Source organism: Actinomycetospora sp. TBRC 11914, from assembly GCF_012933465.1.
Classification (GTDB): domain Bacteria; phylum Actinomycetota; class Actinomycetes; order Mycobacteriales; family Pseudonocardiaceae; genus Actinomycetospora.
The window spans coordinates 220,100-237,776 of the sequence record NZ_JABBND010000001.1 but is presented as its reverse complement, the minus strand read 5'-3'; the positions used below and the strand labels follow the sequence as shown (position 1 = coordinate 237,776).

Annotated in this window: 16 protein-coding genes and 1 pseudogene; 8 read left to right on the top strand and 9 right to left on the bottom strand. The window is 74.3% G+C overall.

The window, feature by feature from the left end; genetic code table 11:
• Positions 1 to 16 precede the first annotated feature (16 nt).
• The 5 genes and pseudogenes from HH311_RS01070 to HH311_RS32465 all read left to right on the top strand — a co-directional run bounded on the left by HH311_RS01070 (position 17) and on the right by HH311_RS32465 (position 3,714).
• Positions 17 to 1,630, top strand: a complete 1,614-nt coding sequence (locus HH311_RS01070) for a molybdopterin-dependent oxidoreductase (RefSeq protein WP_396027411.1) — start codon at positions 17 to 19, stop codon at positions 1,628 to 1,630.
• Positions 1,631 to 1,690: 60 nt separating this feature from the next.
• On the top strand, positions 1,691 to 2,149 hold the full coding sequence (locus tag HH311_RS01065) for a hypothetical protein (protein ID WP_169181739.1): 459 nt from the start codon (positions 1,691 to 1,693) through the stop codon (positions 2,147 to 2,149).
• Positions 2,146 to 2,892, top strand: coding sequence for a thioredoxin domain-containing protein (locus tag HH311_RS01060; RefSeq protein WP_169181738.1), 747 nt, complete (start codon positions 2,146 to 2,148; stop codon positions 2,890 to 2,892). The genes HH311_RS01065 and HH311_RS01060 overlap by 4 nt, the downstream gene beginning before the upstream one ends.
• Positions 2,789 to 3,106, top strand: a pseudogene (locus HH311_RS33025) (cytochrome c biogenesis CcdA family protein); the annotation flags it as partial. The gene HH311_RS01060 and the pseudogene HH311_RS33025, both read left to right, overlap by 104 nt.
• 200 nt (positions 3,107 to 3,306) lie before the next feature.
• Positions 3,307 to 3,714, top strand: a complete 408-nt coding sequence (locus tag HH311_RS32465; protein ID WP_312029861.1) for a hypothetical protein — start codon at positions 3,307 to 3,309, stop codon at positions 3,712 to 3,714.
• A 7-nt stretch (positions 3,715 to 3,721) separates the two neighbouring features.
• Here HH311_RS32465 and HH311_RS01050 read toward each other — a convergent pair whose 3' ends face one another.
• The 3 genes from HH311_RS01050 to HH311_RS01040 form a co-directional block, all read right to left on the bottom strand.
• Entirely contained in the window at positions 3,722 to 4,444 is a 723-nt protein-coding gene (locus HH311_RS01050; protein WP_169181737.1) for a TIGR00266 family protein, read from the bottom strand.
• Positions 4,445 to 4,523: 79 nt separating this feature from the next.
• Positions 4,524 to 5,810 (bottom strand): wax ester/triacylglycerol synthase domain-containing protein, encoded by a 1,287-nt coding sequence (locus HH311_RS33020; protein WP_169181736.1) that lies wholly within the window; start codon positions 5,808 to 5,810, stop codon positions 4,524 to 4,526.
• 91 nt (positions 5,811 to 5,901) lie between these two features.
• On the bottom strand, positions 5,902 to 6,246 hold the full coding sequence (locus HH311_RS01040; RefSeq protein WP_169181735.1) for a hypothetical protein: 345 nt from the start codon (positions 6,244 to 6,246) through the stop codon (positions 5,902 to 5,904).
• A 323-nt stretch (positions 6,247 to 6,569) separates the two neighbouring features.
• Between HH311_RS01040 and HH311_RS01030 the strand changes: the two genes are divergently transcribed.
• Entirely contained in the window at positions 6,570 to 6,797 is a 228-nt protein-coding gene (locus HH311_RS01030) for a hypothetical protein (protein WP_248291984.1), read from the top strand.
• Positions 6,798 to 6,857: 60 nt separating this feature from the next.
• Complete coding sequence (locus HH311_RS01025; RefSeq protein ID WP_169181734.1) at positions 6,858 to 9,065, top strand: phosphatase domain-containing protein; 2,208 nt, start codon at positions 6,858 to 6,860, stop codon at positions 9,063 to 9,065.
• A gap of 53 nt (positions 9,066 to 9,118) precedes the next feature.
• Here HH311_RS01025 and HH311_RS01020 read toward each other — a convergent pair whose 3' ends face one another.
• On the bottom strand, positions 9,119 to 9,586 hold the full coding sequence (locus HH311_RS01020; RefSeq protein ID WP_169181733.1) for a hypothetical protein: 468 nt from the start codon (positions 9,584 to 9,586) through the stop codon (positions 9,119 to 9,121).
• A 432-nt stretch (positions 9,587 to 10,018) separates the two neighbouring features.
• On the opposite strand from HH311_RS01020, the gene HH311_RS01015 reads away from it, so the two are divergent.
• A complete protein-coding gene (locus HH311_RS01015) occupies positions 10,019 to 10,789 on the top strand; it encodes a GAF and ANTAR domain-containing protein (RefSeq protein ID WP_312029860.1) in 771 nt (256 codons plus the stop codon).
• A 75-nt stretch (positions 10,790 to 10,864) separates the two neighbouring features.
• On the opposite strand, the gene HH311_RS01010 is transcribed toward HH311_RS01015, so the two are convergent.
• The 5 genes from HH311_RS01010 to HH311_RS00990 form a co-directional block, all read right to left on the bottom strand.
• Positions 10,865 to 11,782: an ATP-binding protein gene (locus tag HH311_RS01010; RefSeq protein WP_169181732.1), complete on the bottom strand. Its 918-nt coding sequence runs from the start codon at positions 11,780 to 11,782 to the stop codon at positions 10,865 to 10,867.
• A 62-nt stretch (positions 11,783 to 11,844) separates the two neighbouring features.
• A complete protein-coding gene (locus HH311_RS01005) occupies positions 11,845 to 12,216 on the bottom strand; it encodes an STAS domain-containing protein (protein ID WP_169181731.1) in 372 nt (123 codons plus the stop codon).
• On the bottom strand, positions 12,213 to 14,384 hold the full coding sequence (locus tag HH311_RS01000; RefSeq protein WP_169181730.1) for a SpoIIE family protein phosphatase: 2,172 nt from the start codon (positions 14,382 to 14,384) through the stop codon (positions 12,213 to 12,215). The genes HH311_RS01005 and HH311_RS01000 overlap by 4 nt, the downstream gene beginning before the upstream one ends.
• A gap of 109 nt (positions 14,385 to 14,493) precedes the next feature.
• On the bottom strand, positions 14,494 to 15,258 hold the full coding sequence (locus HH311_RS00995) for an alpha/beta fold hydrolase (RefSeq protein ID WP_169181729.1): 765 nt from the start codon (positions 15,256 to 15,258) through the stop codon (positions 14,494 to 14,496).
• Positions 15,259 to 15,311: 53 nt separating this feature from the next.
• Positions 15,312 to 17,495 (bottom strand): malate synthase G, encoded by a 2,184-nt coding sequence (locus HH311_RS00990; protein ID WP_169182570.1) that lies wholly within the window; start codon positions 17,493 to 17,495, stop codon positions 15,312 to 15,314.
• Positions 17,496 to 17,677: the final 182 nt, after the last annotated feature.

Genomic DNA, 17,677 nt, shown 5'->3' with positions numbered 1-17,677 from the left:
CGGCCGAACGCGGAGCGTGTCCACCGACCTCGATCCACCACCGGCGTCCGCCGGGGCCGACCCGACGCTCCTCCCGCGCCCGACGGCGGCCGTGGCCGGGCTGCTCGCGGTGGCCGCGGCGCTCGGGCTCGGGGACCTGGTGGCGGGACTGGTCGCGGCCCCGTCCTCGCCGTACCTGGCGGTCGGTGACCAGTTCATCCGGCTGACCCCGGAGGCCCTCAAGGAGTTCGCGACCAGCACGTTCGGCGTGCACGACAAGCAGGTGCTGCTCGCGGGCATGGCCGTGGTGATCGCCGTGGTGGCGGTCGTCGCGGGACTGCTGTCACGGCGCACCCCGGTGCCCGGCCTCGTGGTGGTCGCCGTCCTCGGGATCGCGGGCGTGGCCGGCGCGGCGGCGTCGCCGACCTTCGGCCCGGCCTACCTGGTGGCGCCACTGGCCGCCCTGGCCGCCGGCATCGGGAGCTTCGCGCTGCTGCACCGCCTGGCGCGTGCCGCGGCCCCGGGCTCGTCGCACGCCGACGACGAGGACGGTCCCGAGGAGCCGGAACCGTCGGGCACCGTCGGCCCCAGTCGCCGGCTGTTCCTCGGCGCGGGCGCGGTTCTGCTCGGCGCCGGGGTGACGGGGCTGCTCGGCCGGGTGCTCGCGGCGGCCGGCGGCGCCGAGGCGTCCCGCAGCGCGGTCGGGGCACTGCCCGCGCCCGCCGGTGCCCCGAAGGCCCCACCGGCCGACGCCGACTTCGCCGCCTCCGGGACCCCGACGTGGCTCACGTCGACCAGCGACTTCTACCGGATCGACACCGCCCTGCAGGTCCCGCAGGTCTCCACCGCCGACTACACGCTGCGCATCCACGGGATGGTCGACCGCGAGATCACCCTGGACTACGCCCAGCTGCGCTCCCGGGCGCTGCTCGAAGCCCCGATCACCATGACCTGCGTGTCCAACGACATCGGTGGCACCCTCATCTCGAACGCGGTCTTCCTGGGCGTCCCGCTGCGTGACCTGCTCGCCGAGGCGGGCGTGCGCCCCGGCGCCGACCAGATCGCCTCCACCAGCGTGGACGGGTTCACCACCGGCACCCCGGTCGCGGCGTGCACCGACGGCCGCAACGCGATGCTCGCCCTCGGGATGAACGGCCAGCCGCTGCCGGTCGAGCACGGCTTCCCGGTCCGGATGGTCGTGCCCGGGCTCTACGGGTTCGTCTCCGGCTGCAAGTGGATCACCGGCATGGAGCTCACCACCTACGGGGCGTTCCAGCCCTACTGGCAGCAGCGCGGCTGGGCCGCCCGGGCGCCCGTCAAGACCCAGTCCCGCATCGACGTCCCCCGCGGCGACGCCGTCGTCGCCGCCGGGCAGGTCGTCGTCGCCGGGACCGCGTGGGCCCAGCACCGCGGCGTCGCCCGGGTCGAGGTCCGCGCCGACGGCGGGTCGTGGCAGCAGGCCGAGCTCGCCGCCGACGTCTCGATCGACACCTGGCGGATGTGGCGCACCGTGCTCACGCTCGCCCCCGGCCGGCACACGCTGCAGGTCCGCGCCAGCGACGCCACCGGCGCCACCCAGCCCGAGGCGTTCAGCCTCACGATCCCGGACGGAGCCACCGGGTGGCACACCGTCACCGTCACCGCGCGCTGACGTTTCTCCTACCGACCGGGTGCGACCCTGCTCCCCGTCGCCACCCCAGGGGGTTCCACGGTGTCAGTGCGCATGCTCGCCGTCGTCGCCGAGCTCGTCCTCGCCGCCGCGGTCACGGGCTGGGGGATCACCACCGCCGTCCGGCCCGACCTCTGGACCCGGCGTCCCGTGCGGTGGTGGACGGGGTGGGGCAGCGAGCCGATCGGGCCCTGGGAGGGCGTCGGGGTCGCGCTGGCCGGCGCCGGCATGGCCCTCTCGGGAGCGGCGGCCGCCCTCGCGACACCGGCGATGCCCCTGCCCGTCCGCGTGGTGCAGCTGACCGGCCTCGCCGTCCTCGTGCTCGGTGGCGCCCTCCTCGCCGTCGTCCACCCGACCACCTCGTCGCTGCTCCCCCTGCTCGACGGCGAGGCGGCCGCGCCCGACGACGGGGCGGTCGCGACGGGTCCGGGCGCCTCCACCGTCGCGGTGGTCGTCCGCGACCTGAACCCTGTACGGGCCGGGGCCGAAGCCCCGGTATGACCTCGCCGCCCCCGACGGACCAGCCGGTCGAGCAGGACCGGGAGCACCGCGGTCGTCGTCGCCTGCTGCTCGGGGCCGCCGTGACGCTGGTGGTCCTCGCGGTCCTGGCCGTGGTCGCCGTGACGAGCGGCCGCAGCGCGTCGAGCTCCGGCACTCCGGCCGCGTCCGCCGGGGATCCCGTGGCCCAGGCCCGGCTCGCCGTCGCCCGCCGCCAGCCCGGCGACCCGTTGGCGCTGGGGAGCCCGACCGCGCCGGTGGTCGTCTCGGAGTGGGGTGATTTCCAGTGCCCGTTCTGCCGGCTGTACACCACGAACACCCAGCCCGCCCTGCTGCGCCGGTACGTCGACAGCGGCGCGGTGCGCATCGAGTGGCACGACTTCGCCTACCTCGGCCCGGAGTCGGTCCTCGAGGCGAAGGCCGCGCGGGCGGCCGGCCGGCAGGGGCGGTTCTGGGACTTCCACGCCGCGCTGTACCGCGACCAGCCGCCGGAGAACCGCGGGCAGGTCACGCCCGCGTCCCTGAGCGCCCTCGCGGGTCGCCTCGGGCTCGATGTGCCGCGGTTCGAGCACGACGAGGCCGACCCGGCGATCGCCCGTGCCGTGACCGACGACCAGCAGCTCGGGTCCCGGCTCGGCGTCGGTGGGGTCCCCAGCTTCGTCATCGGTGACCAGCTGCTCTTCGGGGCCCAGCCGCTGGCCACGTTCCAGCAGGCCATCGACGGTGCCCTGGCCGCGCGCCGCTGACGTGCTCGACATCGGCTACGCCGCCGCGTTCGCCGGCGGGGTCCTCTCCCTGCTCAGCCCGTGCAGCGCCCTGTTGCTGCCCTCGTTCTTCGCCTACGCCTTCGGAGGGCGCACCGAGCTGCTCGCCCGGACCGGCGTGTTCCTGCTCGGGCTCGCGGTCGTGCTCGTCCCGCTCGGCGCCGGGTCCGGCGCCCTGGCCTCGCTGCTCACCGCACACCGCGCCGTGGTGGTCACCACGGCCGGCGTCGTGATCGTCGTGCTCGGGGTGGTGCAGGTCCTCGGCGGCGGCTGGGCCCTGGCACCGGCCGCGCGGTTCCAGGCCACGATGGCCCGCCGGGGCACCTGGCTGCCACCGTCGGCCTCGGCGCGGCCTACGGACTCGCGGGGTTCTGCTCCGGCCCGATCCTCGGCGCGGTGCTCACCGTGGCCGCGGCGGGCGGCCAGGCCGTGCGCGGGGCCGCGTTGCTCGCCGTCTACGCCGTCGGGATGGCCGTCCCGTTGTTCGTGCTGGCGCTGCTCTGGCAGCGCCTCCGGCTCGGGGAGCGCCGCTGGCTGCGGGGCAGGCCCTACCGGGTCGGCCCGCTGCGGCTGCACACCACGTCGACGATCTCCGGACTGGTGTTCATCGTGATCGGGGTGCTGTTCGTCGGCTTCGACGGCACCGCCGGGCTCGCCGGGTCGGACCCGGCGGGCGCCGCGGCGGCGGAGGACGTCGTCGCGGGGATCGGGGCCCACGTCCCCGACCTCGCCGCCCTGGCGGTCGTCGCGGTCCTCACCGTCGCCGTGGTGGCGTGGCGCCTGGCGCGGGACCGCCGCCACTGACCCGTCGTCAGCCGTCCTGCTGCGGTGTGGGCAGGAGGGGCGTCAGCGCGGTCGCGAGGGCCCGCAGGTCCCGGGTCTGGAGCAGGAGGTCGGCGGGCCCGGTGAACTCGGCGACGAGTCCGGCCCCCGAGGTCACCGAGCGGAACAGGCTCCGCGACGCCTTGCGCAGGGAGTAGCGGGAGTCGGCGGGCCAGGCGATGAGGTGCCCGGTGTCGACGAGGTGGCGCTCGCCCGGGGCGAGGACGCGGTGGGCGAGGGCGCCGAACGCCGACAGCAGCACGATGCCGGTGCCCGAGGCGCGGAGCACGAAGGCGCTGTCGGAGGCGAAGAACGACTTCGCCCCGCCCCACCCGGTCTCGATCTCGACGCCGTCGGACGAGGCGAGGTAGCCGTGCGCGGCGATGGCGTAGGGCTGCCCGGTGAGCTCCACGGGCACCACGTCGCCGGGTGCGGGCGGGGCGAGGGCGAGATCGCCGGGACCGGAGAAGCGGGAGACGAAGCCGGACCGGCCGCCGGCGGTGCGCTTGACCGCGCCCCAGAGCCCGCCCTCCATCGAGGAGTCCAGCGTGACGTCCCCGCCCATCGACACCATCGCCCCGGACTCTGCGCGCACGGTGTGCCCGGCCGGCAGCGCGAGGGTGGCGAGGGCGGCTGTCGGGCGGAAGTCGATGCGGTAGTCGATCCCGTGGGCGTGGCCCTGGTCGGGCAGCATCCTGACTGCGGTGTCCATGCGGTCAGCTTCGCGCCTGCCGGCCGGTTCCGGTGAGGGCTTCTCGCGCTTCTCACCCGACGGTTCCCCGCCCGCCCGCTCAGACCGGCGCGTCGCGGACCAGGAGGTCCGCTTCCGCGCGCAGGCCGTCGGCGAGCACGTCGACGCCGGGGACGAGACCCGGGTCGACGCACAGCCCGAACGACAGCACGTCGGCCGTCGAGCCCGCCGTCACCCGCAGTGCGTGGTGGAAGCCGATCTCGGCGAGCGGCCACATCGTCCGTACGCGGCGGCCGAGCACGGCCACGGGGGTGCGGGGTCCGGGGACGTTCGAGACGCTCACGGTGAACGCGCGCGCCGTCGCGCGCAGCCGGTCCGCGACCTGCCGCAGCGGGGGCGACACCTCGCCGAGCCGGTGCAGCAGGGCGTCGAGGCGCTGCGCGTCCCCGGCGTCCTTGCGGCGGCTCGTGACCTCGTGCACCGCCCGCAGGCGCTCCACCGGGTCGGTGAGGTGGATCGGGAGCGGCAGGTCGAACGCGGAGTCGCGGTTGCCGGCGGCGGGGTCCTCGCGCGGCAGGCTCACGGGGACGCGCACCCGCAGGTCGGTGACCGTCCCCGCGTGGTGGTCCACCCAGCGGCGCAACCCGCCGGCGAGCACCGAGAGGACCGCGTCGTTGACCGTCGCCCCGGCCGACCGGGCCGCGCCGTGCACGGCCGGGAGCGCGGTGTCGAGGAAGGCGACGTCGCGCTGGGTGGAGATCGTGCCGTCGAACGGCGAGTGCGACGGTCCCACGGCGAACTCCCGACGGATCACGCCCATGAGGTGGGCCCGACGGCGGACGTGGTCGGCGTGGATCGAGGCGGGCGGGGAGGCCGGGGGTCCGGTCGTGGGCCGGCCCGCGGCGTCGGCGGGTCCCTCGTCGTAGAGCACCGTGCGGGAGAGCCGCGTCACCGTCGCGCCGTCGGCGAGGGCGTGGTGCAGCCGCCAGAGCAGCGCCGTGCCACCGTCGGTGAGCGGGGCCACGTCCATGGCCCACAGGGGACGCGCACGGTCGAGGTGGTGGGTGAACCGGTCGGCGACGAGGGCACGGAGCGCGGCGGGCTCGTAGGGCCCGTCCGGGGCGTCGACGACGTGCTCGGCGAGGTCGAGCTCGGCGTCGGGCACCCAGACCGGTTCATCGGGGGTGCCGGCGAGCCGGTAGCGCAGTTCGGGCGCGGCGGGCAGGCGCGCGGCGATCCGCTCGCGCACGTCCGCCGCGGTCAGGGCGGGCGCGTCGACCAGCACGGTGTGCAGGACGTGCCCGACGACCGACGCGCACTCCAGGTCGAGGATCGCGCGGTCCTCGTCGGAGAGCGGCACGCACGCCGGCTCGGCCGGGTCGCTCACGACGATCCCCGCCGCCGGCCGGTGGACATGGCCCCATCGTCGTCCGTCGTGGGGCGTCCGACAACGGTCACGCGACCGCCGACGGGCAGGTCTAGCGGCCGAGGGCGCCGATCAGGCGGGCGACGATGACCCCGATGATCAGCCAGACCACCGCGGGCAGTCCGTAGTTCAGGATCACCGCGAGCGACGGGCTCGTGGGCGCGAAGAGGTCGCCCAACCCGAGCGTCAGGCGGTCCGCGCCGGCGGCCAGGGCCTGCGCGACGCCGTTCTGCGGGTTGGCCGAGGTCACGACCAGCACCACGTGGAGGACCAGGATCGCGGCGAACACGACGGTGACGATGCGGACCAGCGAGGCCAGCACACCCAGCGCCCGGCCGGCCACGGCACCCGCTCCGGCCCCGCGGCGCGCCGCTCCGCTCTCGCTGTCAGTGGACATGGCGCGGCATCCTGACAGGCCTCGGCGCCCCGGCGCACGGCGACCTGGGCGCGCGCCACCCGGCCGGGGCTCAGCCGCTGAGCTCGACGGTGTGGCCGCCCGCCACCGCGAGCGTGCCGATGGTCCGGGCCATGTTCCCGGTGCCGACGATACCGATGCTGCTCATCGTGCATCTGTTTTCCCGAGCGGAATGGTGACACCATTCGGTCGTGGTCGTGTCGCCGATTCTCTGTCGTCGACGATCCCGGACGGCGCGCAATTCCTGACGCTGCCATCGGCCCGACCGGCGGTCCAAGACTTCTTCCACCCGCTGCGATACCCTCATGGCATCGCCGGCCCGGGAGGCCCCATGGAGCTGGACCTGCGCAAGGTACTCGCGACCGGACATCAGCTACGTCCCCGTCCCGGATCTGGCACCGGACCAGGTGTGCCTCGCGGTGGCGGCCTCGCGCACCTCACCGGTGCTCGACGACTTCGTGGCCGCCGCCAGGGCGACGGCCGGGACCACGGCGGAATACGGCAACTACGAGACCGTTCCCGAGAAACGCTGAGACGGGTCGTTCCACGACCTCGGTGATGACGAACGGCTCCTGGGCCGCGGAGGTGACGGGATGACCGCACAGCGCGACACCGGAAGTAGTTCATCGCTCGGGCTCGTGTACGACATCGACGGCGTCCTGCGGGTCGCGCCGCTGCACCGGCAGTGGGGCCGACTCCGGATCCTGGTGAGCCGGGGCCCGCGCGACCGCCGGTCACTGCTGGGCATGCAGCGGCTGCTGCGCACGGTGGCCCACACCGGCCCGGCCGAGGTCTTCTTCCTGACGACGCTCCCGCCCGCGCTGTCCCGTCCGCTGCGGCGCGCGCTGCGCCACGACCACTACCCCGCGGGCACCCTGCTGACCGCCGGGAGGTCCCTGTTCTCCGGCTGGCTGGTCGGCGCGGGCCTCGCCCGCAAGCGCGCCGTCCTCGACCAGCTGGCGGCGGAGCACCCGGACACCACCTGGGTGCTCGTCGGCGACGACGCGGGCCACGACCCGCAGCTCTACGCCGGGTTCGCCCGCGACCACCCGGGCCGGGTGGCGGCGATCGCGATGCGGCGGCTCCTCGACGTCGACCGGGCGGTCCGGCCCCTGCGGTCCGACGACGTCGCCACCGGGGCGCCGCCGCTGGTCGAGGCCCCCAACGGGGAAGAGCTGCTGCCCCTGCTGTGCGCGGTGCTGGGTCTCGCGCCGGCCACCGGCCGGGCCGCGATCGAGGACTGGTTCCTCACCGCCGACGAGCGCGGCAACGCGGCGACCCGGCTGCGGCCGTGGACCGAGGGCAACGCGGTCCGGCTGCGCGTGCACGGCACCACCTACTACGCCGCCCTCGCCGAGCGCCTGGCCGACACCGGCGACGACGACGTCGTCCTCGTCGCCGGCTGGCGCGGCGACGGCGATCAGCAGCTCGCCGACGACGGACCGACGGTCGCCGAGGCGCTCGCCGCGACCGCGCGGCGCGGGGCCCGGCTCGCCGTGCTCCTGTGGCGCTCCCACCTGGAGGCGTTCGGCTACCACGTCGTCCAGAACCGACGCCTCGCGCGCGACCTCCTCGCGGCCGGCGGCGAGGTCCTGCTCGACCAGCGGATCCGGGTCCTCGGCAGCCACCACCAGAAGCTCGTCGTCGTCCGCGCCCGCGCGGAGGCCGACGACGACGTCGCCTACGTCGGCGGCATCGACCTCGTCCTCGGCGCCCGGGACGACATCGCCCACCGCGGCGATCCCCAGTCGGCCGCCGACGCCGACGAGTACACCCGCAGCCCCCGCCACGACGCGATGCTCGAGCTGCACGGTCCGGTCGTCCGCGACCTCGAGGTCGTCTTCCGCGAACGGTGGGAGGACCCGACCCCGCTCGCCCGGCTGCCGTGGCACGTCGTCCCCGATCGCCTCCACCGCCTGCCCCGACGCGGGACGCCGCTCCCGGAGCCCGTGCCGGACCCGGCGCCGGCCGGGCGGTGCGCCGTCCAGGTCCTGCGGACCTACCCGCGCCGCCGGCCGCCGCACCCGTTCGCCCCCCGCGGCGAGCGCAGCATCGCCCGCGGGCTGATCAAGGCCCTGGGCCGGGCCGAGCGCCTGGTCTACGTCGAGGACCAGTACCTGTGGTCCGCCGACGTCGCGCGGGTCTTCGCCGCGGCCCTGCGCCGCGCCCCGCGACTGCACCTGATCGCGGTGGTCCCGCGGCCGGAGCACGACGACCGCCCCGGGCCCGCCGTGCTCGGGCAGGGCGAGGCGCTCGCCATGGTCCACGAGGCCGGCGGGAGCCGCGTGCAGGTCCTCGACGTCGAGAACGACGCGCAGCGCCCGGTGTACGTGCACGCCAAGGTCTGCGTGGTCGACGACGTCTGGGCCACCGTCGGCAGCAACAACTTCAACACCCGCTCCTGGACCCACGACTCCGAGCTGGTCGCCGCCGTCCTCGATGCCGACCGCGACGGACGGGCGCCCGCGGACCCCGCCGGCCTCGGCGACGGTGCCCGCGGGCTCGCCCGGCGCCTGCGCCTCGAGCTGATGCGCGAGCACCTCGGCCGCCCCGACGACACCGACCTGCTCGACCCGGACCGCGCGGCGGAGACGGTCCGGGCGCGGGCCGAGGCGCTGGACGCGTGGCATCTCGGGGGCGCCGAGGGCCCACGCCCGCCGGGCCGCCTGCGCCGGCACGTACCCGGCCACGAACAGGTCCGTCTCACCCTGCGACGGCGGTGGCTGATCGATCCGGCGTACCGGATGGTCCTCGACCCCGACGGCCGTCCCCTGGGCGCCCGGCTGCGCCGGATCTACTGAGGGTCACGACGGCGGGGGTGTCGCTGCCCGTCGGTCGATCCCGCGCGAGCGGGTCACGTGAGGACGAGCTCGAGGTCGACGAAGCCCAGTCCGCCCAGGAAGCCACGGGAGAGCTCGCGGGTGCCCTCGCCGACGCCGACCTGCAGGTGGCCCCCGTGCCGGCGGAAGTCGCGGGTGCCGCGTTGGATGGCCGGCCACGCCAGCAGGGAGAACGTGTCCAGGCCGCGGATGTCGAGGTGGTAGGTCCCCGACGCCGAGCGGGTGGCGGCGGTCAGGACGGTCTCGGCGGTCCGGGCGTTGAGCGTGCCCAGGTAGCCCCACAGCCGCAGGCCCTTCTCGGCGTCCATCGCCGGCTCCGTCGTGGGGGCGTCCGGGAGGAGGCTCAGGGGGTGCCCGGCGGCGATGAGCTCGAGGGCGCACGCGAGCACGGGCCCTGAGACCTCGGCGCGCGCGAGACCGAGGGACGAAGGCCTCGCATCGCTCTCCGGTGGGTCGGGGTCACGGGTCAGGGGGTCGGGCATGGATCTCCTGCCTGGTGCTCAAGCAGACGGACGTCATCGCCACAGTTCCGCCGAAACCGTCGAGCAGCGTGGCGTATCTGCTCGACGCCGGCGACGATTCCGTGGGCGTTCGATCGATCGTTCAGGATGATCTTCGGAGAAGACTCCTGCACATTTTCAGTCTGCGCAGCTTCGTGGGGCCGCGCAACCGGGATCGATCCCGACGGCGCCCCGCCCGATCTCGATTGCGCCCGTGGGGCAGCTGGTTCGCTGATCGGATACGGGTAGTGCATTCGTGGCGCACAATTCGTGATAGGCGCGGTCGAAATCCGGTCGAGGCGGGTCGACTCGAGCGTCTGCGGACCGGGCGGTACGCGGCGCCGACGGCGATCTCGCCCCCCAGCTGGTCCTGACGGGTGGGTGGGCCGGTGACATGGTGGGACAGTGAGGGTCGTGACCGCCGACGAGGACGGACCGCTGCGTTCCGACGACCGCGACCTACCCGTGGCCGAGCGGGTCGGCGCCCGGCTCGCCGAGGTCCTGGACACCGCGGCTCGTGAACTACTCACCCGGGATGGCGACATCGAGCACCTCCTCGGGCTGATCGTCGCCGGGGCGCTGTCCACGGTCCCGCACGTCGGCCGGGCCGGGGTGTCGCTGGTCGAACGCCGCGGCACCGTGACCTCCTACGCGCCCAGCGACGCCGTGGTCGCCGAGCTCGACGGGTTGCAGGACAGCCTGGGTGAGGGGCCGTGCCGTGACTCGATCTTCGACGAGGAGCGGGTGCTGGTGGAGGACATGGCCGCCACCGGGGAGCAGCGCTGGCCCCGGTTCGCCCCGGCCGCGCTCGAACGCGGCGTGGCCGCGATGTGCTCGTTCCAGTTGTTCGCACAGGAAGGCAGCGCCGGCGCGCTGAACCTCTACGCCGACACCGCTCACGCCTTCGACGAGTCTTCGCTGAACATCGCGTCGCTGTTCGCGTCACACGCCGCGATCGCCCTGCACGGCACCCAACGTGCCGCCGGGCTCGACATCGCGCTGCGCAGCCGCGATGTGATCGGTCAGGCCAAGGGCATCCTCATCGAACGGTTCACCCTCTCCGAGGAGCAGGCCTTCGCCATGCTGTCGCGTTCCAGCCAGCAGACCAACCTCAAGCTGCACGCGGTGGCCGAGTGGCTCGTGGGCGAAGCCACCCGCGGCCGCGGGGGCCCGCCCACCCCGTGACCCGGTGCGACCACCGCTCGGACGACGACGCTCGGGCCGGACGACGATGCCGGGCCAGGAGGCACCCGCGGTCGGTCAGGCCCCGATCTCGAGGCGGGCGTGGGTGCCGCCGACGGTGGTCCAGAGGTGCACGAGGTCGCAGAGCTGGCGGGCCATCCAGACACCCCGCCCGCGCACGGAGAGCACGTCGGGCCGACGTAGCCCGGGCGTGGTCGTGCTCATCTGTCCGGGATCGTCGATCTGGGCGACGACCCGACCCGGCCGAACCCACCAGGAGAGCGTGCCGTGTCCGGCTCCGTGTTCGATGCTGTTGCTGACCAGTTCACAGACGGCGAGGACGAGCCCCTCGGTGCGCTCGGGGTCGAGGCCGGCCTCGAGCCCGTGCCGCTTCGTCCAGGCCCGGATGCCGCGCAGCGTGGCGGTGCCGTTCGCGAACGACTGTTCCTGGCTGGGGGGCCCCAGAGCAGGCGCAGGCGGCGCGGGGAGCGAGGCGAGGACGTCGGCGGGGTCCCGGTAGCGCGGGTTGGGGCACACGGTGGCGCCGACGACGAGCTCGGGGTGGTTCCATCGGAGGAATCGCTCGGTGTCGTCGGAGGTACGTGCGGCGTCGCAGAGGCAGATCAGCGTGACCGGTAGGCAGGTCAGGGCGAGATTGCAACTGGCGTCGACGCCACTCCAGCACTCCGCCGCGAACACGTCCGCGTCGGGACCGCCCACGGTCGCGGCGTCGCAGAGGATCACGCCTGCTCGGCCGTCTCCGATCATGGTGCGCAGCCGATCCGCCCGGCGCGCGGCCGTCGTCTGTGCGCTGTAGCTGTAGGGCTGGCCGGGCTCGCCCCAGAGGATTCCGAGGGCCGCGGAGCCGAGGCGACGCTCCAGGGCGTCGCGGGCCGCCTCGTCGACGGCGGCCCAGACGAGGTCGCCGCGTGTCACGGCGGCGCGAAGCAGCGGGGCGAGGGCGTCGAGGAGCTCCTCGACACCGTGGTGGACCACGCCGAGGTGACGGAAAGGATCCGGGCCCGCCGTGGTCGCGGGAGACCGATGGGGAGCGCCGGTCACGGGGACGAGACCTCCCCGTCGTCGAGGACCTCGAGGCGGGCGGTGATCCCGAGCATGTCGAAGAGGCGTCGGGTGGACCCGTGCCCGAGGCGCACGGCGAAACGACGGCTCGTGTCGTCGGCTTCCTGCTGGGCCAGCAGCACCAGCCGGACCCCGGAGGAGTCGACGAACGCCAGCTGCGAGAGGTCGAGGACGAGCACCGGCGGTGCCTGGCCCTCGGCGGCGGTCACCTCCTGCTGCGCGATCGCGAGCGTGTCCATGTCCAGATCACCGCGCAGGACCAGGACCAGACGGTCGGACTCCCACGAGCGGGTCACCCGCAGACCATCGGAGGTCTCGGACGGCGCCGAGTCACCCGGGGCGGTCATGGCTCCACCTGGACCGCGAGGAGAGCGACGTCGTCACGGAGGCGACCGTCCTGGAAGTCCGACACGTGCGCGAGGATGCCATCGGCGATGACGTCGGCCGACTCGCCGGAGAAGGAGGCCAGGACGGCCTCGAGCCGCGCGGACCCGAAGAACCCGTCCCGACCGCGGGCCTCGGTGACGCCGTCGGTGTAGAGCAGCAGGGTGTCCCGCGGCCCGAGGTGGACCTCGACCTCGGCGAGGCTCAGGTCGGGGTAGACCCCGACGAGCGTTCCGGGGACGACGATCGACTCGACCCGGTCGCCCCGCAGGACGAGTCCGGGCGGATGCCCACCGTTGACCAGTGTCACCCCGACGCCGCCCGGGCCCACCGTCAGCGCCCCGTGGACCATCGTGGCGAAGCGGGCCCGGGAGCCCCCGCAATGGCGCAGCATCGCCGCGTTGACCCGCCGCAGGACGCCCGCCGGTGAGAACCCGTGCCCGACCTCGGCGTGGATCGTGTGCCGGATCAGCGCGGTCAGGGCCGCGGCCTGCGGGCCCTTGCCGCAGACATCGGCGACCGTGAGCGCCCACCGGCCGCGTTCGCAGTCCTCGTGGATGTCGTAGATGTCCCCTCCGACGTAGACGTCGGTCAGCTCGGGGCTCGGTGGACGGTAACGACCGGCGAATTGCACGCCGGGCACGTGAGGAAGCTCGGCGGGCAGGAGAGCTGCCTGGAGGGTGCGGGCCACCGTGCGCTGCCGTTCGTAGAGGGCGGCATTGTCGAGGGCGAGCGCGGCGGTGGTGGCGAGCTGGCCGACGAACGTCAGGTCATCGTCGGTGAAGCGTTCCCCCGATTCCGCGTGCACCAGGGTCAACGCCCCGAGGCAGCGCCCGCGCGTCAGCAGCGGCACCACGATCGCGGAACGCAGTCCGATCGCCCGTATCAGTTCGAGATGTGTCTCGTCCTGCGCAGACGCGACGAGCAGCTCGTCGGGCACCTCCGACATGACCACCGCGACCCCGGTACGGGCCACCTCGAGAGCGCCGCCGGGGGCGTCCGGGCTCGGGGGGTACCGCCGCTCCAGCTCCTCGACGAAAGCGACCTTGGCCGGGTCGAGGTGGGCCACGGCCACCCGCTCCACCTGGCTGCCGCGCACCAGGTGCACGGCGGACCAGTCGGCGATCCCCGTCACGGCGAGGTCGGCGAGCTGGCGCAGCCGTTCCTCCAGCGAGAGCGGCGCCTCCATCAGCTGGCTCGTCCGGGCCAGGAAGGACATGCGGTCCCGCTCGCGCTCGGCGGCGGCGCGCGCCTCGCGCTCGGCAGCGTAGAGCCGTGCGCGGTCGAGGGCCTGCGCGCACAGCGAGGCGACGGCGAGCAGGAACTCCCGCTCGGCGAGGTCGAAGGCCCGAGATCGGTAGAAGCTGAACACGGCCGCACCGAGCTCGCGGTCCTCCACCCGCAGCGGAAGGCAGGCGCTGGCCTGGTGACCCCCGGCGACGCCCACCGGGGCCATCTCCGGGTAGCAGCTCCTCCACTGCTCAGCGTTCTCGAGCCAGACCGGGCGACCGGTCAGGACCGCATCCGACAACGGCCGGCCGCGCTCCAGGGTCAGCCGGCGGAAGCGCTCGACCACGTCCTCGGGCCAGCCCTCGTGGTGCAGCGACTCGACCACCTGAGCCCCCTCGGCACGGGCGTAGACCGCGCACGCGTCGGCGCCGATCAACGTGGCCGCGGAGGTGGCCGTGAGCCGGCCGATGTCCGCCGGCGTCGCGGCGCTGGAGAGCTGCTCGGTCAGGTGCTGGAACTCCCGCGCACGTGCTCTCGATCGTGCGTCGTCGTCGGGGCCGTCGGTCAGCACCCGCACCAGGAGGCCGGAGATCCGACGGGGCCCGTCGCCGACCGGCGAGCAGCTGACTCCGAACTCCGGCCCGCTCGGCGTCTCGTCCACGACGGACGACAGCACCCCACGGGGCACGACCGTCGTCTCGCCGCTGCGGAAGGCGTCGTCGAGAGCGCCGAGGAGATCGCCTGCGGGAAGGGCGTCGCGGATCGGGTGGCCCCGTCGGACCGCGACCCCGAAGAGCTGCTCCCCGCGCGGGCTCAGCCACTCGACGACGTGGTCGGCGCCCGCGGTGAGGGCCAGAGCGTCCGGCAGCACGGACAGTAAATCCACCGCCGTGGTCGCCACCCACGAAGGCTATCGGCCAGGCAGTTCCGCTCACAACGCGTGCTTTGCCCCGCGTTGACACGTGACGGCCGGACGTCGTGGGGGATGGGGTGGGACCGGCCGGTGTGGGTCAGGCGCTCCAGGCCCGCGCGCGCCAGAAGGCGGTGAGCACCCGCGCCGCGCGGGCCGGGTCCTCGGCCATCCACCAGTGACCCAGCCCGTCGAGCACGGCGACCTCGGCGCCGGCGCGCTCCGCGGCGCGTCGACGGAGCTCCTCGGAGCCGCCGTAGGGGTCGGCGGTGGCGAGAAGCGCGAGGCCCGGGCGGGTGGCCAGGGTCGGGAGGTCCTTCCCGAGCTCGGCCATGGCCGGTTGGGCGGCCGAGCGGTAGAGCGCGAGGATCGCCCGCGTCATCTCCGGCCCCTGGACACCGGCGATCTGGAGGGCCTCGGCGTGGCCCACGCCGAGCTGCTCCATCTGGGCGGCCCGCTGCGCGGGGGTCCCGCCGAACATCTCGGCGAGCTGGGCCTCGCCGTCGTCCGGTGTCTGCCAGATCTGTGCGAGGTCGTGCCACACGTAGTCCGGTTCGAAGAGGCTCAGCGCGTCGCTGGCCCAGCTGCGGACCAGCTCCGGGCGCGCCATGAGCGCGGTGACGACGTGGCCCCCGCCCCAGTCGTGCCCCAGGAGGTCGACGGGCCGGTCGAACCGCTCGAGCTCGCCGATCAGCCAGTCCCGGTAGGCCGTGACGGTGGCCGGGAAGCCGGTCGGCAGGGGCACGCCGAACCCGGGCGGGGAGAGCCGGACGACGTCCTCGACGCCCGCGCGGGCCAGCTCGGCGACGAGCGGGTCCCACAGGGCCGCGCTCTCCGGGTTGCCGTGCACCAGTGCCACCGTCATGGCGCCGCATCCTGCTCTCCCCGCGCGCGGGCGGCGAGGCGGGGGAGCCCGGTTCAGGCGGTCGTCTTGGCCTTCCGCCGCCACTGGGTGAGAGCGCGCTCGGTGTAGCCGTTCGGCTCGCTCCCGCCGGTGAAGACCAGCTCGAGGGCGGCCTGGAACGACTCGCTGTTCTCCAGGTCCGGTGCCATCGGGGGGTACCCGTCCTGGCCCTCGTTCTGCTCGTCGACCAGAGCCGCCATCCGCGCGAACGTCTCGCGCACCGTGTCGGCGTCGACGACGCCGTGCTCGAGCCAGTTCGCGATCAGCTGGCTGGAGATCCGCAGCGTCGCGCGGTCCTCCATCAGCCCGACCCCGTCGAGGTCGGGCACCGTCGAGCAGCCGATACCCATGCCCACCCAGCGCACGACGTAGCCGAGGATCGACTGGGCGTTGGTCTCCAGCTCCCGGCGCACGTCGTCCTCGGACAGCGTGCTCGGGTCGGAGAGCGGGAGCTCCAGCAGGTTGCGGCGGTCGGCCATCGGCCGCTGCGCGAGCTCGGACTGGACGGCGTGCACATCGACGCGCAGGTAGTGCAGCGCGTGCAGCGTCGCCGCGGTCGGCGAGGGCACCCAGGCGGTGTTCGCGCCCGCCTTCGGGTGCCCGATCTTCTGCTCGAGCATCTCGGCCATCGCGGCGGGCTTGGCCCACATCCCCTTGCCGACCTGCGCGCGGTGTGAGAAACCGGCCGCGAGGGCGACGTCGACGTTGCGGTCCTCGTAGGTCTGCAGCCAGGTCGTCGACTTCATGTCGCCCTTGCGCAGCACCGGCCCGGCGGCGAAGCAGGTGTGGATCTCGTCGCCGGTCCGGTCGAGGAACCCGGTGTTGACGAAGATGACGCGGTGCGCGGCCGCGCCGATGCAGGCCGACAGGTTGGCCGTCGTCCGCTTCTCCTCGTCCATGATGCCGATCTTCAGCGTGTTCGTCTCGAGGCCGAGGGCCTCCTCGACCGCCGCGAAGAGCTCGACGGTCAGCGCGACCTCGTCCGGCCCGTGCTGCTTGGGCTTGACGACATAGACGCTGCCGGCGCGGGAGTTGGTGTGCGGTCCGAGCCCGCGCAGGTCGTAGAGGGCGGCGACGGCGCACACGAGCGCGTCGAGCACGCCCTCGTTGACCTCCTCACCGTCCGCGGTGAGTACCGCGTTCGTGGTCATGTGGTGCCCGCAGGTGCGGACCAGCATCAGCGAGCGACCCGGCAGCGTCAGGGCCGAGCCGTCGGAACCCTTCCCCGTCGCTGCGCTCGCCCCGGCGGCGGTGTACTCGCGGTCGGGGTGGACCCGCCGGGTGACGGTCTCGCCGCCCTTGGTGAACTCCGCGACCAGGTCGCCGGTCATCAGCCCGAGCCACGTGCGGTACGCCAGGGCCTTGTCCTCGCCGTCGACCGTCGCGACCGAGTCCTCGAGGTCGACGATCGTGGTGACGGCCGACTCGAGCACGACGTCGCTGACGTCCGCGTGGTGCTGTCGGCCCACCTGGGTGGCCGGGTCGATCACCAGGTCGACGTGCAGGCCGTGGCGGACGAGCAGCACGTTGCCCCGGCCGTCGGCGTCCGGGGCGGTGAACCCGGCGAACGCGGACGTGTCGGCGAGACCGACCGCGCCGTCCGGGGTGTCGGCCGCCAGCCCGTCGGTGGACGGGCGGTACGCCGTGACGTCGGCGTGGCTGCCGCGCTCGAGCGGGAACAGCTCGTCGAGCAGTTCGTCGGCGGCCGCGATGACCTGCGCGCCGCGGCGCTCGTCGTACCCCTTCGCCAGCTCGTGGTCCTGGGGAAGCGCGTCGGTGCCGTAGAACGCGTCGAACAGCGAGCCCCAGCGGGCGTTGGCGGCGTTGAGCGAGAACCGGGCGTTGGTGGACGGCACCACCAGCTGCGGGCCGGGGACCTCGGCGATCTCCGGGTCGACCCGGTCGACGTCGATCGTCGGGACGCTCGAGGGCTCCGGCTCCAGGTAGCCGAGGTCGGTCAGCAGCTTCTCGTAGTCGTCGCGGGAGCCCGCACCGTGCTCGGCGTGCCAGGCGTCGATCCGGTCCTGGAGACGGTCGCGCTCGGCGAGCGCCGTCGCGATCCGGGGCGCGAACCGCTCCTGCAGGCCGGCCAGGGTCGACCAGAACTGCTCGCCGGTGAGCTCGACCTTGGCGAGCAGCTCCTCCTCGACGAAGGCTCGCAGCTGCTCGTCGACCTTCAGCCCCGACCGCTCGGACATCTCGGACACTGACGGACCGCCTCTCTGGCCTGCTGGACCCCGGGGACGGCTGGGACGACGGGGACGACGACAGGGCGTCGCCCCTCGCTCGTCGGGCTCCCACCGTGACCTCGGGTGACTTCGGTGGCCAACCCTAGGTCGATCCCGCGGCCGCCGCGCGAGCGCCGCGGGCCCCGGGGCGG

What these genes read in the sequence shown, in the direction of transcription:
- HH311_RS01060 (WP_169181738.1), top strand. Translation starts at nt 2,146, where the DNA reads ATGACCTCGCCGCCCCCGACGGACCAGCCGGTCGAGCAGGACCGGGAG.
- HH311_RS01030 (WP_248291984.1), top strand. Translation starts at nt 6,570, where the DNA reads ATGGCATCGCCGGCCCGGGAGGCCCCATGGAGCTGGACCTGCGCAAGG.
- HH311_RS01040 (WP_169181735.1), bottom strand. Translation starts at nt 6,246, where the DNA reads ATGTCCACTGACAGCGAGAGCGGAGCGGCGCGCCGCGGGGCCGGAGCG.
- HH311_RS01025 (WP_169181734.1), top strand. Translation starts at nt 6,858, where the DNA reads ATGACCGCACAGCGCGACACCGGAAGTAGTTCATCGCTCGGGCTCGTG.
- HH311_RS01005 (WP_169181731.1), bottom strand. Translation starts at nt 12,216, where the DNA reads ATGACCGCCCCGGGTGACTCGGCGCCGTCCGAGACCTCCGATGGTCTG.
- HH311_RS01050 (WP_169181737.1), bottom strand. Translation starts at nt 4,444, where the DNA reads ATGGACACCGCAGTCAGGATGCTGCCCGACCAGGGCCACGCCCACGGG.
- HH311_RS00990 (WP_169182570.1), bottom strand. Translation starts at nt 17,495, where the DNA reads ATGTCCGAGCGGTCGGGGCTGAAGGTCGACGAGCAGCTGCGAGCCTTC.
- HH311_RS01020 (WP_169181733.1), bottom strand. Translation starts at nt 9,586, where the DNA reads ATGCCCGACCCCCTGACCCGTGACCCCGACCCACCGGAGAGCGATGCG.
- HH311_RS00995 (WP_169181729.1), bottom strand. Translation starts at nt 15,258, where the DNA reads ATGACGGTGGCACTGGTGCACGGCAACCCGGAGAGCGCGGCCCTGTGG.